Below are 12,753 nucleotides of genomic sequence, written 5' to 3' on the forward strand. Positions count from 1 at the left end.
CAACGCCGCCGGTGTGAATGTGCTCCTTGCCGCGGGCGAACAAAAACCGTCAGCCCGGCGACTCGTTCTTGAAAATGCCCCGGATGTTCATCGCCATCAGCGCCACCTGTAGCGAAATCAGGGCCCATGCTTCGTCGTGCACGCCCCAGATGATCCACAGGACGTTACTGAGGATGAACATCCAGAAGCCGAAAATCCGCTTCCCGGCTTTTTTCGAGCCGATCATGAAGGCGGCGTAGAGGCTCACCGCCATGGCGGGCCATTGCAGCAGGTCGATCCAGTCACCCATCCCTCAGGCCGCCTTCCTGCGCCGTGCCGGTGCCTTCTCGGCGACGGCCTTCGCGGCAGGCTTTTTCGCCGCCGCTTTCCTGGCAACCGGCTTCTTCGCGGCCGGCCTGGCGCGTGCGGCTACCGCTTCCTCTTCCTCCGCGTGGGTAGCAGCCTTGCGTTTGCCCGGGGCCGGTGCGTCGTCATCGCCTTTGCGCGCGGCAGGCTTCGGCGCGCGCTTCGGCGGTGGCGGCTCGTCGTCGTCCTCGTCGTCGGTCGCCGCCGCTTTTCCCGGCTTCTTGCCGAGGCTGGCCTGCAGCAGCGAGACCAGGTCGATGACATTGGTCGCCCTGGCCGGCCTTTCTTCCGGATCGGGCATGGTGATGGTCTTGGTCTGCCTGGCCTTGATCTTCTTCTCGATCATGGCCAGCACGTCCTCGCGGTAGGTGTCGTGGTACTGCTCCGGCTCCCAATCCTCGGCCATGCCCTGCACGAGGGCCATCGCCATCTTGAGTTCCTTGTCGGTGACGGCCGCATTCTTCGTGTCCTTCGTCGGGATCTTCAGTTCGCCCGGGTCGCGGATCTCGTCGGCATAGCGCAGCGTGTTCATGACGATGGTGTCGCCCACGCAGACCAGGGCCGCGAGGTGCTGCTTGACGCGGATGACGACGTGGGCGATGCCGATCTTGCCGACGCGCTTGAGCACGTCGCGCAGCAGCGCATATACCTTGTCGCCGCCCTTGCCGGGCGCGAGGTAGTAGGGCTGGTCGTAGTAGAGGAGCGGAACATCCTCCGCGTCGACGAAGGCGAGGATGTCGATGGTCTGGGTCGCTTCCGGATTGGCGCGGCGCAGGTCCTCGTCGGAGAGCACCACGTATTCGCCGTCCGCGTATTCGTAGCCCTTGATGATGTCGTCCCAGGACACTTCCGCATTCGTGTTCTTGTTGTAGCGCTTGAACCCGATGGGCGAAAAGTCGCGGCGATCCAGCATGTGCAGGTCGAGCCCCTTGTCGCTCACCGCCGGGTACATCTCTACCGGAATATGCACCAGCCCGAAGCTGATGGCGCCTTTCCACATGCTGCGTGCCATGGGTTCTCCTCGTACTATTCTTATTCGCCGACGCTGCCGGTGACCGGCAGCACGATGCCCGTAATGTAGCTCGAGCAGGCGTTCGAGGCCAGGAACACGTAGGCCGGCGACAGTTCCTCCGGCTGGGCGGCGCGGCCATAGGTGGTGCTCTCGCCGAAATGGACGATCTTGTCCGGCGACTGGTCGGCCGGGTTGAGCGGGGTCCAGACCGGGCCGGGCGCCACGCAGTTGACGCGGATGCCCTTGTCCAGCAGGTTGGCCGCCAGCGACATCGTGAAGGCGTGAATCGCGCCCTTCGTCGACGAATAGTCGAGCAGCATCTTCGAGCCCTTGATGCCGGTGACCGAGCCGGTGTTGACGATCGCCGCGCCGCGCTTCATGTAGGGCAGGGCAGCCTTGGCCATGTGGAAGTAGCCGTAGATGTTCGTGCGGAAGGTCTCGTCGAAGCGTTCTTCGGTGATGTCCGCGAGCGAACTGGCGTGCATCTGGAAGGCGGCGTTATTGACCAGCACGTCCAGCCGCCCCCATTCGGCCACCACCGCGTCGACCGCCTGCTGGCAGAACTGCATGTCCTTGACGTCGCCGGCAATCGTCACGCAGCGGCGGCCTTCGGCTTCGACGCAGCGCTGGGTTTCGGCCGCGTCCTCGTGTTCGTTCAGGTAGAGGATGGCGACGTCGGCGCCTTCGCGCGCGAACAGCACCGCCACGGCGCGGCCGATGCCGGAGTCGCCGCCGGTGACGATCGCGACCTGGCCTTCCAGCTTGCCGCTGCCCTTGTAGCTTTCGGCCATGAAGCGCGGCTTGACCTCCATCTGCGCTTCCAGTCCGGGTTTGGCCAGGTGCTGGGAAGGCATCGGCGGCACCGGCTGCTGGGCGCCGATCTGCACCGGCTTCTCGCCTTCCTGCTGGCCGGCGCTGGCGTCAAGCTGGTCCTGGCGGTTCTGGATCGCCTTCTGGTGGTTCGCTACATCGTCCTGGTTTGCCATCGCACTTCCTTTCCTCTACTCGTGTCGGGACCGCGCCAGTATCGGCCGCCCGCCGGCGCGCGACGGTGCGGTTCCACACACAGCGCGGCACTTCGCCGCTCCCGGCCGCCTTCCGCCCCGGATGCTGCGGGTTTATGTCAAAATTGCCACTGCCCCGCATGCAAATGCGTATCAAGGAGAAAACATGTCCGACCAGGCTGCCATCGGCTTGCTGCTCAGCCAAACCGAAGAGCGTCGCGCCGAGCTGGAGGCTGCCTGCGCGGGCGGGTTCGCGCGCCTGCTGTCGGCCGGCGACGCCGCGGCAGTGCGCGCGCGGCTGGCAAGCGAACGGGTCGACCTGCTCGTGATCGACCTCGAGGGCTTCGATCCGCTGCTCGACCGCGAGGCGCTTGCCGGCCTGGTGGCGGCGCGCGCCGGTGCACCTGCTTTTGTCCTGTGTCCGTTTGCCAATGCGCGCTGGCTGCCGCTCCTGATGGCTGCCGGCCCGATCGGCTATGCGATCACGCCGCTGGCGCCGGCAGAAGTACCAGTAGCGCTTGCCGCCTGCCTGGCCGGCCGCGCGCCCGCGGCACCCGGGCTGTCCCCGCAACTGGCGGCGCTGCGCGCGCTGGTGCGAGCGGCACTCGCGCCGGAGCAGGACCCCGCGACACTCGGCGAGCGCCTGTGCGCGGCCCGGGCGCATGGCCGGGCGTGGTCCATGCCGGCCTGTTCGAGCGCGAGCCCGGCGGCGAACTGCGCCTGGGCGCCCAGCGCGGCGAACCCGCACTGGACCTGGCGCGTGTGCTCGGCCGCGGCGAGCGCCTGCTGGGGTCGCCGCTACGTGCCGTCTTTCCCGGCCTGGTGGCGGCCGCCGCCGACGCGGTCGTGCTGCTCGATGTTGTGGCGAAGGCAGGCGATCCGTCCATGGCCGCGGCCCTGCGCGCGCACGGCGTCGACTGCGTGCTGGCACTTCCGGTTCCCGGCAGTAGCGCGGGCGAACCGCGCGGTGCGCTCTGCCTGTCGTTCAAGGCGGCGCCGCCCTTCACGCACGAGGAATTCGCGCTCTTGCTGGAACTGGCGGAGCTCGCCGGCATCGGGCTGCGCCTGGCGGACTTGCAGGGCGAGCGCGCCGGCATGCTGGCGCGCATCGCCCAGCTGTCGACGATCGACGCGCTCACCGGCGTGGCCAACCGCCGCCATGGGGAATCGCTACTGGAGGCCGAGGTCAAGCGCGCGCGCCGCTACGGCCTGCCGCTGGCGGTGATCGCCTTCGACATCGACCGCTTCAGCGAGGTCAACGCCCGTTTCGGCCACCCGGTCGGCGACCTGGCCCTGCGCGCCGTGGCCGAGGCGACGCAGAAGATGCTGCGCGGCAGCGACATCCTGGTGCGTGCCGGCGACGAGGAATTCATCGTCATCGCGCCGCACGCGAGCGCTGCCGATGGCCTGAAGGTGGCCGAGAAGCTGCGCGGCGCGATTGCCGCTACCGTCATCCCCGGCGTCGACGGCGTCACTGTCAGCCTGGGCGTGGCGGCGCTGGGCGAACAGGAGAGCGCCGACTCGCTTGCCGTACGGGTCAACGCCGCCCTGGCACGCGCCAAGCGGGCGGGTCGCAACGGCGTCGAACTGGCACTGCAATAGCGTACGTGGCGCGCCGGATGGGGCGCTGCCGAGGGTAAGCCCGGCCCCGTGTTACCCTTGCGCTTTTGAAACGGACGAGCAATGCTGCACTGGTTGAGGCACTACCGGCGCGCGCTGCTGCCCGGCGATATCAGCGCCGGCGTGGTGGTGGCGATGATGATGATCCCGCAGGGCATGGCCTATGCGCTCGTCGCCGGCTTGCCCCCCGTGGCGGGCATCTATGCCAGCATCCTCCCGCCCGTCCTGTACGCGATCTTTGGCAGCAGCAATACACAGTCGGTCGGCCCGATGGCCATCATCTCGCTGATGACGGCGTCGAGCCTGGCGCCGCTAGCGGCCCCCGGCACCCCCTTGTACGGCATGCTGGCCGCGCAGCTGGCCCTGCTTTCCGGTGTGGTTCTGCTGGCCTGCGGCCTGCTGCGCATCGGTTTCATCGCCAATTTTTTCTCGCGCCCGGTGATGAGCGGTTTCACCATCGGTTCGGCCATCGTGATCGCGCTCGGCCAATTGCCGGTACTGCTGGGCGCACCGCTGTCGTCCCTGGCAGGGGCGCGGCCGGCGAGCTGGCTGCTCGGCCTCGGTTCGCTGGCGGTGCTGCTGCTGGCACGCAGCCATCTCGCGCCGCTTCTCCGCCGCTGCGGGGTGCCGGCCAGTGGCGCGGACATCGGGGTGAAACTCGTGCCGATGGCCGTGGTGCTGGGTGCGACCGCGCTGGTACCGCTGCTGGGGCTGGACGCGCTCGGCGTGAAAACGGTCGGCGCGGTGCCGGGCGGGCTGCCCGTGCTGAACCTTGGCGTATCGCGCGAGCACTGGCAGCCGCTCTTGCAGCCGGCGCTGCTGATCGGCTTCATGGTCTTCCTCATCAGCATGTCGGGCGCCCAGGCGCTGGCGCTGAAACGCGCCGAAAAATTGCACAGCAACTACGAACTGCTCGGCCTGGGCGCAGCCAACCTGGGCAGCGCGCTCAGCGGCGGGTTTCCTGTCACCGGCAGCATCTCGCGCTCGGCGGTGAATTTCGCCGCCGGCGCCAACACCCAGCTGGCCAGCCTGATCACGGCCGGCTTGCTGGCCCTCGCCCTGGTGGGCCCCACCGGCTGGCTCGCGTCGTTGCCGCTGCCGACGCTGGCCGCGACGATCATCGTCGCCGTGCTCGGCATGCTCGACACCGGTACACTGCGCACCGCCTGGCGCTACGACCGCGCCGACGCCGCCGCCCTGCTGGCCACTGCCGCCGGCGTGCTGCTGCTGGGCGTGGAAGCCGGCGTCGTGATCGGGTAGCGCTGTCGATGGGCGCCCTGATCTGGCGCGCCAGCCGGCCCCACATTGCCGTGCTCGGCCGCATTCCCGGCACCGAGCACTTTCGCAACATCGAGCGCTACGCCGCCGACACCACGCCCGGCTTGCTGTTGCTGAGGGTGGATGCGGGCCTGTTCTTCGGCAATGTCGAGGCCGTGAACGAACGTATCGAGGACGAACTGGCCGCCCATCCCGGCACGCGCCACCTGGTGCTGGTGCTGTCGGCCGTGAATGCCATCGACACCTCGGCGCTGTTCGCGCTCGACGAACTGAACACCATGCTGGGCACGCGCGGCGTCGCGCTGCACCTGGCCGAGGTAAAGGGGCCGGTGATGGACCGGTTGCGGCACAGCGCGCTGCTGGGGGCGCTCAGCGGCGAGCTGTTCCTGAGCACGGCGATGGCCTGGGACGCATTGTCGGGCGAGGGCGGCTGAGGGCGCGGCCAGGCAAGCATCGGATTCGGCTGGAACTAGGGGGAAGTCGAGGAAGCCGGATGATGGATGAGCGGCGTGCGGAGGCCGGCGCCTGAAGGGCAGCGCTCCGCTTCGTACCAGTCCTCGTCATGACCGGATGTCATCGGTATCCGCCTCTCCACACCATGTTGATAATTTTCTGACATTATCTCTGATGATGGCCGGGTTGGCGGCACATGCTGGCTGTTCGCCGGTAGGCTGCAATCCTGCTCGCGCCTTGCCTGCCCGCTTCGGCCAGCTGCCGGTCGAGTGGCGGGTGTCAGGCGGTGGCACTGGCAGGTGATTCCATTTCGGTGCATGCTTCTTGAGATGCACCACATCGGTGCATGGTCAGCCCGCGAACCGGCTGCGTGCGGCCGGAAAAACTGGCACGATTCCTGCTGCGCTTGAAGCAAAGGAGAATGACATGCAGATTCGAATGCTCGATGCCACGGCCGTGGCGACCCATGCGCTGCAGTTGCGCGGGCTGTTGCAGGATGCGGTCGCCCATGGGGCCTCGGTCGGCTTCGTCACGCCGCTGAGCGACACACTGGCAGACGCATATTGGCGCGAGGTGCGCGAGGCCGTGGCGGCGGGCGGCCGCATCCTGCTGGTGGGCTGGCGCGACCATGTGCTGGTTGGCACGGTCCAGCTCGACCTGTGCACCAAGCCGAACGGCAGCAACCGGGCCGAGGTGCAGAAACTGCTGGTGCACAGCGGCGCGCGCCGGGGCGGGGTGGCAACGGCGCTGATGGAGGCAGTGGAAGTGCAGGCGCTGGCCTTGCGCCGCGGCCTGCTGTATCTCGATACCGAAGCAGGTTCGGGCGCCGAAGCGCTGTATGGACGGATGGGTTACACGAAGGTGGGCGAACTGCCCGAATACTGTGCGACCCCGGCAGGCGCCTGGCGTGCCACCGCCATCTATTACAAGACCCTGTTCGTGCGCGAGCGCCAGGGATCGCTGCAGGGGTGAGAAGACAGTGCGCCGTGCACCGGCGAACGCGCTGCCCTTGCAGCCCGCCGGACCTGGCCGGCCTCTCAGGAACTGCTCTTGCGGCGTTCCGGGCCCGTATGGGGCGGCGCGAGCTGGATCGGTGCCGCGTTGCCCGGGTACAGCGCCGTGACGTCCTTGTAGACGGCGGCGATCGCGGCCATGTCGGCATCCTGGTCGCCCGTGAGGCGCAGGTGATCGATCAGGCACAGTTCCTTCTTGCGATAGTCGAGGTAGACCAGCATCAGCGGCACGTTCGCTGCGCTTGCAAGGTGGTAGAAGCCGCTCTTCCAGTGTGGGCGATAGCCGCGCGTGCCTTCCGGCGTGATCCCGACCCAGCACCATTTCTCCGCCAGCATCTGCTCGGCCAGCTTGCGCGTTGCGCCCATCGGTGCGCGGCGGTCGACCGCGATGCCTCCCCAGTAGCGCATCAAGGGGCCCGTGGGGCCGCGGAATAGCGAATCCTTGGCCAGCCAGCGAAATGGCAAGTCCAGCGCCCATTTGCCGAGCAGGCCGATCAAAAAGTCCCAGTTCGAGGTGTGCGGGTACACGACAGCGATGCCGTGCGGACCAGGCAGGGGCCGGAAGCGCATTTTCCAGCCAAGCAGCGTCAGCATGCGCAGCGCGGCGCGCTGGCTCCAGGTGGGCAATGCCGCGGGATGCAGCTGGTAATCACTCATGTTTTCTCCGTCGGCCCCTTGTCTAGCCGCCATCTGGTCGATCGGTTATCTTCTGCACAAGAAAATTTTCTTACCTTGTGGAAAACGAAGCGGAGGATTCTATAGCGGAGAAGGGAGGGCGACAAGCAAAAAAACGGGTCTTGCGTGGAGCGGGACCGTGTCGTCCCGCTTCCTGTTTCAAGCTTGCCATCCCTTTTCAGCCGGATACACGATGGATATCGCCATCCATCATAGGCTGCGCTGCAGTATTCCGCGCAAGGCACGCGATGCGTTCGGCGCCGCAAGTCGCTATTCGCGCCGCAAGTCGCGCTTCGCGCGTGGCCGGCCAGGTGGCGGCAGTGCCGGCGCGCGAGGAAAAGGGATGCATGCTGGCGATCGCGGGGGATGCGCCTGCGCGAGGCGGTGCGAAGCAGGGAAAGCCTGACTGGCGGGCTGGGACTGGGCGGCCGGAATGTCGTCGACGACGCGTCGATCGATGCCGTGCTGGCACATCCAATCCTGCTGGACCGCCCATTCCTGTCATCGCCGAAGGACCTGCGCCTGTGGCGCCCGTTGGCTAGTTCTGGTGCTGGAAAGCGCCGATGTCCACGCCCCCGGTCTTGCCATGCGCCTTGCCCAAAAGGGCCTGGCCAGGCTGGTCGAGGGAGATGCCCTTGCCGATTGCGGGCGAGCGCGCGCTGAGGCGGAAGTCGGGCGTTCCGGTGCGGCTGTACTCGACGAAGGCGGGTTCGGCCGCGATGGTGCCGACGTGCTCGCGCCCTGGCGGCAGGCGCCAGTCGGCCACCGCGTTCTGGAACACCAGGTTGTGGCGGTACTGGTTGTTATCGCCCGTGACGCCCTGTTCGAGGATGCCATGCTTGTTGTCGAAGACGATGTTGTTGGCAACGAGCGTGTGGTCGTTCGGCCCTTTCGCGTAATAGAAGTCGCCGCCGCCCACGACGATGCCCGAGCCCGAGGTGGACACCGTGTTGCCGGTGATTTCGACGCGCTGGGCGTCATGCCACAGGTGGATGCCGGCGCCCGAGACCCGATAGACCAGGTTGTTGCGGATGCGCGCCTGGGTGCTGACGTAGATACCGTGGTGGAAGCGGCACTCGAGCGGCCCGATGTCGTGCACGTTGTTGCCGATGACGTCTGCGTGCTTGCCCTTGTAGTAGCTGTCCACGCCGATGCCGGAGCCGCCGGCACTCTCGCAGGGCACGTCGAGGCCGACATGGTGCACGTGGTTGTCGCGGATGCTGTTGTGCGAGCCGCCGTTGTAGATGCCGCTGAGCCACTTGCTGCCGCTCTGGTACTGGTTGCCGTCGATCTCGAAGCCGACGATGTCGACATAGCTGCCGCGGTTGTCCCAGGCACTGGTGGTGCGCGAATCGAGCGGCGGCACGATCTTCGCTCCCCAGCGCTCGGACGACTGGAAGATGATGCGCGCTTCCATGCTGCCGCTGGTATTGGTGCGAAAGCCCCCCGTGTACTGGCCGGGTGCCACGTAGACAGTCGTGCCCGCGGTCACTACCTGGGCCGCGCGGCCAATGGTGCGGAAGGGCTCGGCCTGGGTGCCGGGGTTGGCGTCCGATCCGTTGGGGGCGACGTACAGGTTGGTGCGCACGACTTCCGGGACCACCAGCTGCTCGGACGAGCCGTCGCGCAGACGGCAGCCGTCGAGTCCGAGCAGGAGCGCGCAAAACAGGACCGCGTGCCAGGCATTGGCGGGATTGCCATGGGCGCGGGAAGAGGGCGTGGAGCGGGGGGCTGGACGTGGCATGGCGTTCTCGTGGACGGCGGACACCGCCCAAGTGTCGCCCGGCAGGCACGTCTCCCGGCCCGGTTTCCTCAAGTTTGCCTTTGAGCGCACGCAAGATGTGGTACCCGACCCCATGCATGCAACGCGGGGGCGGCGTCGCCGCGAGGCCGAGCCCCGGGCGGCGCCCGATGCGGCAGGGCGCGGCCGAGCCGGCCGCAGGCGGGGACGCCATGCCCGTGCGGCGCGCCCGCGCAAACGCAGGGCAGGCAGCACTGCGCCGCAGGGGCACGGTACTCCGGCAGGGCCACGGGCAGCCGCGTGCAGCTCCCCGCCCGCGTTCAGGCTGCGGGCACCACTCGCGGCATGTATGCCTCGATAAATTCGGGCGGCATGCGGCGCGGGCGGCCGCCACTGATGTCGATGCAGACCAGTTCCCAGCGTCCACGCAGGACCGTGGCGCCGTCGCTGTCGCGCACCAGCTGGAAGCGGCGCTCCATCGACAGCTTGCCGTCGCCGCCCACCAGCCAGGTGGCCAGGGTCAGGGCCTCGCCGAGCACGGTCGGCAGCAGGTAGTCGTATTCGCCGCGCCGGATCGCCATGGCCCGGTCGAGGCGCCGATAGTCGGCAATGGACAGTCCCAGCGCTTCGGAATGGGCCCAGCCGGCCTGTTCGCACCAGCGCACGTAGACCGCGTTGTTGGTGTGATTCAGGCCATCGATGTCGCCGGACTGCGGCGCCAGGGCGAGCGTAAACGGTTGCGGATAATCCCAGTCCAAGTGCTTTCCTTTCGTGTCGGACTGCCGGCCCCGCGGTCGGACGCGAGGACAGGCAGGCCCGCCATTCTAGCGGCTGGGAACGCATGACGCCCGCCCTCAGTCGAATTCGAGCAGCAAGCCCTGGTGGTCCGAGCCGGTGCGGGCCTCGTCCACTGCCATGCGCCGCACCCGCGGCGCCAGGTCGCTGCTCACGAAAGCGAAGTCGAAGGTGAAGGGCGTGCCGGCGCCCGGATTGCTGTCGCGCAGCCCGACCGTGGGCGCATGGGCGCGGCCGGGATGGACCAGGTGCCAGGCATCGCGCAGGGCGGGTGTGCCATCGGTAAAGGGCGCCAGCAGCAGGGCATGCTCGCTCGAGTCGGGCAGCATGTTGAAGTCGCCTGCGAACACGGCCGGGACCGGCCGCGCCGTCGCCGCGAATGCGCCGGCATCCCCCTTGCCCGGGCGCGGGTGCAGGGCGTGCAATACGGCTTCGCGCTGCAGCGTGCGAAGTTGCGCGACCTGGGCCATGCGCTGGAGCGGCGAAAAATACTCGAGGTGGCAGGACAGCACGCGCAACAGGCCGCGCGGCGTCTGCAGCGTGAGCTCGAGTGCGCAGCGCGGCATGCTCATCACGCCGGGGTCGCTTGGCCAGGGCAGCGAATGGCGCAGTACCTGCAGGACGGGATAGCGCGAGAACACCATGCTGCCCAGGCGTTGGCGGCTGCCGTCGGGCGCCAGCGTATCGACGGCGACGCAGGCCATGGGCGTATAACCAGGAAAGCGTGCAGTCAGTTCGGCAAACTGGTCGCCGCCGGGGCTGCCGTCGCGGGCGGGAAATCCGCTGGCCACTTCCTGCAGGCAGAGTATGTCGAAATCGGAGAAGCGGTCGAGCGCAGCGGGGACCTGGCCGACGTCGGCGCCGCCTTCCGGAGTGCGGGCGGACTGGATATTCCAGGTGATGAGCTTGGGCATGTTGGTCCTCCTTGATATGGTCCAAGTCTAGGCCGCGCGCGACGTCCGGATCTGATTTCGCTCAGCCGTGCGCACCGAACCGTTGCGACGGCGGGAGGATCAAACGAACGTGCAAAAGGCAAAACGGACGCGCCCGAGTGGTAACGCCTGACGCGTGACGCAGGGCGGGAAGGAATGCCAGGAAGTCCATGAGCAATGCAAGGCGCGCTGTGCCGGAAGGGAGGGCCGGGTGTTTACGATTGTTCTGCTGCTGTACCTGCAACAGCAAACCGAGGTCACGCTTGCCGGCAGCAGCCTGCGCGGCGTGTACGGTACGCGCGCGGAATGCGAAGCGGCCGCCGTGCGCTCGCGCGGTCCCCTGCCGACACCGCGCGGCTACGCGGCCGCATGGCACGATGCCCAGTGCCTGCCGATCAACCGCGAGGTACGCGTCGATGAACTGGCTGCCCAGGATATCGGCAAGCTGTTGCAGGGACAGGTGCCGCGCGACTGCGGTGCCAGTGGTGCGTGGCGGCGCATGTCCGAGCTGTGCGAGGCGGCGACCGGTGGCGTGCGCGGGGGCGGCGCGCTGCCGCGCACGCGCTAAGCGTGCACTGGAGCGACCGGTCTCGCCTGCAGCGCGCCTGGCGGTCAGCCGGCGCTGTGTGAGCCGAGGGGCAGGTGCGCGTCAGTCCGCGCGGGCGCGCAGGCGTGCTGGTTGATGGACGCGCCCAGCTGGCGCTGCCCGGTTTCGTGGTGGTCGAGTTCAGCTGGCGGTGTTCGGGTTGGCGGTGGCCGGGGCCCGGGCAGCACTGCCCAGTCCCGTGGTGGCGGGCCCAGCCGACGCCGCGAGGGCTCGTAACAGACAAGCCCAGCTGGCGCGGCGAGGGCTCGTCATGGACAAGCCCAGCTGACCTTGCAAGGGCTCCTGGTGAGCAGGCCCGGCCGACGCCGGACCGGCTTCTCACAGCCTGGTCCAGCTGACGCCGACAGGGCAGTCCGCCATGACCCCTGCGGAGCGGCCGTCCGCCGGCCCCAGGCCGCCGACGCTGCCGCTACGATAGCAGCGCACGCGGCTGCCGACGGTCTTGCGGTAGATCGTCACGCCATCCGGCGCGGTGTACCTGGCAAGCGTGACGGCGCCGCCGGGTTCGGCATGAGCGCCCGCGACGGCCTCGGCAAAGCGCTGCCATTTACGGTCGGGCTCGGCGGTGATGGGGCTGCCGCCCTTGCGCAGCTCGCGGTCGATGCGGCCGGCCATGCGCCGCGAGCTGGCGAGCAGGTCGCCCGGCAAGCGTGTCGATAGCGTTGACGCGGAGGGGGCTGTGCTGTCGGACGTGTTTGCCGTTGGTCCGCCTAGGTCGAGCGTGACGGCCGTGTCGCTGGCGGCGGCATTCGCCTGTGCGGTCTCCATGCCCGGCGCTGCGGCAGCGTCGGCCTGCTCCGGCAGGTCGGCTGGCGGCGGGACAAACACCGGCTCGGTCCGCGCGGCGTCGGTCTGCCGGGATGGACCCTGCTGGGGCGCGCGCTGAGGCGTGCGCACAGCCGCGGCGCGCGGTGCGTCCACGGGAGCGAGCAAGAGGAAAGTCGAGGCCGGCTCGCGCGCGGCCGGACGAAGGGCTGGGCGACCCGCCCCCCATAGCCAGCCAGGCCAGCACCAGCAACAGGTGCAACCCGACCGTGAGCGCCAGCGGTCCCCCGAGGGCGCCTGGCGACCGTAGGCTGCGCCACATCCGGCGCCGTCTCCGCGCACGCCGTCCGGCAGCACGCCGTCCAGCAGCACGCCGTCCAGCAGCACGCCGCCCCCTGCACAACGTCCCCGGCGCTCCGTCCTGCAGCACGCCGTGTTACTGCGTCGCCGTCAGTGCCTGGCGGATGCGCACACAGCGCTCGTCCTCCTGCGCGCGTCGAGCAGGGCGCGGCG

Annotated in this window: 11 protein-coding genes and 1 pseudogene; 4 read left to right on the forward strand and 8 right to left on the reverse strand. The window is 68.5% G+C overall.

The window, feature by feature from the left end:
• Nucleotides 1-49: 49 nt before the first annotated feature.
• From G4G28_RS10515 to G4G28_RS10525, 3 genes are read right to left on the reverse strand one after another with little or no spacing between them, the layout of a single operon-like run.
• The gene (locus tag G4G28_RS10515) at nucleotides 50-289 is read right to left on the reverse strand and encodes a hypothetical protein (protein ID WP_182988227.1); all 240 of its coding nucleotides are present in this window, start codon (nucleotides 287-289) and stop codon (nucleotides 50-52) included.
• A gap of 3 nt (nucleotides 290-292) precedes the next feature.
• Nucleotides 293-1,357, reverse strand: coding sequence for a Ku protein (locus G4G28_RS10520; RefSeq protein WP_183108338.1), 1,065 nt, complete (start codon nucleotides 1,355-1,357; stop codon nucleotides 293-295).
• A 20-nt stretch (nucleotides 1,358-1,377) separates the two neighbouring features.
• Nucleotides 1,378-2,343: an SDR family oxidoreductase gene (locus G4G28_RS10525; RefSeq protein ID WP_182988229.1), complete on the reverse strand. Its 966-nt coding sequence runs from the start codon at nucleotides 2,341-2,343 to the stop codon at nucleotides 1,378-1,380.
• 663 nt (nucleotides 2,344-3,006) lie between these two features.
• Between G4G28_RS10525 and G4G28_RS10530 the strand changes: the two genes are divergently transcribed.
• The 3 genes and pseudogenes from G4G28_RS10530 (at nucleotide 3,007) to G4G28_RS10540 (ending at nucleotide 6,684) form a co-directional block, all read left to right on the forward strand.
• Complete coding sequence (locus G4G28_RS10530) at nucleotides 3,007-3,963, forward strand: GGDEF domain-containing protein (RefSeq protein WP_183108339.1); 957 nt, start codon at nucleotides 3,007-3,009, stop codon at nucleotides 3,961-3,963.
• 81 nt (nucleotides 3,964-4,044) lie between these two features.
• Nucleotides 4,045-5,693 (forward strand): annotated as a pseudogene (locus G4G28_RS10535) (SulP family inorganic anion transporter).
• 445 nt (nucleotides 5,694-6,138) lie between these two features.
• Nucleotides 6,139-6,684 carry a GNAT family N-acetyltransferase gene (locus tag G4G28_RS10540; protein ID WP_182988230.1) on the forward strand — a complete coding sequence of 182 codons (546 nt, stop codon included), beginning with the start codon at nucleotides 6,139-6,141 and terminating at the stop codon, nucleotides 6,682-6,684.
• Nucleotides 6,685-6,749: 65 nt separating this feature from the next.
• Here the strand turns inward: G4G28_RS10540 and G4G28_RS10545 are convergent, their stop codons facing one another.
• From G4G28_RS10545 to G4G28_RS10560, 4 genes are all read right to left on the reverse strand, one after another.
• On the reverse strand, nucleotides 6,750-7,382 hold the full coding sequence (locus G4G28_RS10545) for a 1-acyl-sn-glycerol-3-phosphate acyltransferase (RefSeq protein WP_182988231.1): 633 nt from the start codon (nucleotides 7,380-7,382) through the stop codon (nucleotides 6,750-6,752).
• Between the two features lie 556 nt (nucleotides 7,383-7,938).
• Nucleotides 7,939-9,144: a right-handed parallel beta-helix repeat-containing protein gene (locus G4G28_RS10550; RefSeq protein ID WP_182988232.1), complete on the reverse strand. Its 1,206-nt coding sequence runs from the start codon at nucleotides 9,142-9,144 to the stop codon at nucleotides 7,939-7,941.
• A 317-nt stretch (nucleotides 9,145-9,461) separates the two neighbouring features.
• Complete coding sequence (locus tag G4G28_RS10555; protein WP_182988233.1) at nucleotides 9,462-9,899, reverse strand: thioesterase family protein; 438 nt, start codon at nucleotides 9,897-9,899, stop codon at nucleotides 9,462-9,464.
• A gap of 96 nt (nucleotides 9,900-9,995) precedes the next feature.
• A complete protein-coding gene (locus G4G28_RS10560; RefSeq protein ID WP_183108340.1) occupies nucleotides 9,996-10,850 on the reverse strand; it encodes an endonuclease/exonuclease/phosphatase family protein in 855 nt (284 codons plus the stop codon).
• Between the two features lie 229 nt (nucleotides 10,851-11,079).
• Between G4G28_RS10560 and G4G28_RS10565 the strand changes: the two genes are divergently transcribed.
• On the forward strand, nucleotides 11,080-11,436 hold the full coding sequence (locus tag G4G28_RS10565; protein ID WP_183108341.1) for a hypothetical protein: 357 nt from the start codon (nucleotides 11,080-11,082) through the stop codon (nucleotides 11,434-11,436).
• Between the two features lie 357 nt (nucleotides 11,437-11,793).
• On the opposite strand, the gene G4G28_RS10570 is transcribed toward G4G28_RS10565, so the two are convergent.
• Complete coding sequence (locus G4G28_RS10570) at nucleotides 11,794-12,303, reverse strand: hypothetical protein (protein WP_183108342.1); 510 nt, start codon at nucleotides 12,301-12,303, stop codon at nucleotides 11,794-11,796.
• Nucleotides 12,304-12,753: the final 450 nt, after the last annotated feature.

It is taken from the genome of Massilia sp. Dwa41.01b (assembly GCF_014171775.1).
In the GTDB taxonomy this organism is placed as follows: domain Bacteria; phylum Pseudomonadota; class Gammaproteobacteria; order Burkholderiales; family Burkholderiaceae_D; genus Telluria.